Here is a 1,316-nt window from a genome sequence, read left to right as displayed (position 1 = left end):
CATCTCCCACCACGGCGCACCCGGAATCACCCCCACCGAAACCGAAAACCGCCACCACCTCTGCGCCATCATGGAAGCCTGCGGCTTCCGCCGATACGACCGCGAATGGTGGCACTACACACTCGAAAACGAACCCTACCCCGACACCTACTTCGACTTCCCCATCGTCGCGTAGGACTTCGCCGCCACACGCCTCAGCGGTTTTCGCCCCGCCTCAGCACACACGACGTGTCGACCTTTCCGGCACGTCGTGTCCACCTTTCCGGCACCCCGTGTCGACCATTCCGGCACCCCGTGTCCACCATTCCGGCACGCCGTGTCGACCATTCCGGCACGTCGTGTCCACCTTTCCGGCACGTCGTGTCCACCTTTCCGGCACGTCGTGTCCACCTTTCCGGCACGTCGTGTCGACCATTCCGGCACCCCGTGTCCACCATTCCGGCACGCCGTGTCGACCTTTCCGGCACGTCGTGTCCACCGTTGCGGCACCCCGTGTCCACCTTTCCGGCACCCCGTGTCCACCGTTGCGGCACCCCGTGTCCACCTTTCCGGCACGTCACCTTCCAGCCTTCTGGCACGTCGTGGTCGCCTCGCCTTCCAGCCTTGCGACACCTCGCCTTCCAGCCTTCCGGCACCTCGCCTTCCAGCTTTCTGGCGCGTTGTGGTTACCGTTGCGTTGCGTCGTGGTCGCCTCGCCTTCCAGCCTTGCGGCTACTGTTGCGTTGCGTCGTGGTCGCTTTCCATTTTGTCCTCGCCGGACCGGCAGGCCACCAAGAGGAGAGGGGGCCGCACTCCCTTCCTCCCGTCCGGCCTGCCAAAGGCAACCATGGGCGTCAAGGGGGCGGTGTGGTTTCCAGCCTGGTCTTTTCGCGTGGGCCGACCCCTTGACACCCATGGTTGGACTGCGTCCAGGCCAGACGGGAGGAAGGGAGCACGAAGGGTTTCCTTGCGCTGTCGCGCTTGTGGGACGGCGGTGATCCGTTTGGCTGACGCTGGGGGCTGGGTTTCGTGGGCGGATCACCGCCGCTTTTGCGGTTCTGTCAAGGAAACTCGGGTCTTTGTCCCCCTATCAGGTGATCGTACTGGTGTTCGAAGACTTTCATGTTTTACCGGCGTATCCTGGGTGTATGGGGCAGATCGCTTCCACTTCACTCTGGCAGCTCGGCAACCGCGAGCTTGTCACCCGGCTCACCGCCGTACACAGGCGGATACTCCGGGACTACGCCGAATACTTCGACATCCTGTCCGAAGTAGACGGCCGGGGAGCCGCGTACGAGTTGGGCTACAGCAACACCGCCGCACTACTCGTCCACACC

The 1,316-nt window shown here is 63.8% G+C and carries 2 protein-coding genes; both read left to right on the top strand.

The features are described 5' to 3' along the window. Window positions 1-175, top strand: a 175-nt coding sequence (locus GC106_RS46970) for a M15 family metallopeptidase (protein WP_281368823.1), incomplete at its 5' end; no start/stop codon positions are given. Window positions 176-1,127: 952 nt separating this feature from the next. Continuing rightward, window positions 1,128-1,316 (top strand): hypothetical protein (locus tag GC106_RS46965; protein WP_217281872.1); only part of this gene is annotated, 189 nt, incomplete at its 3' end.

Source organism: Kibdelosporangium persicum (assembly GCF_013280595.1).
Classification (GTDB): domain Bacteria; phylum Actinomycetota; class Actinomycetes; order Mycobacteriales; family Pseudonocardiaceae; genus Kibdelosporangium; species Kibdelosporangium persicum.
This window is presented reverse-complemented; position numbering and strand designations above follow the sequence as displayed.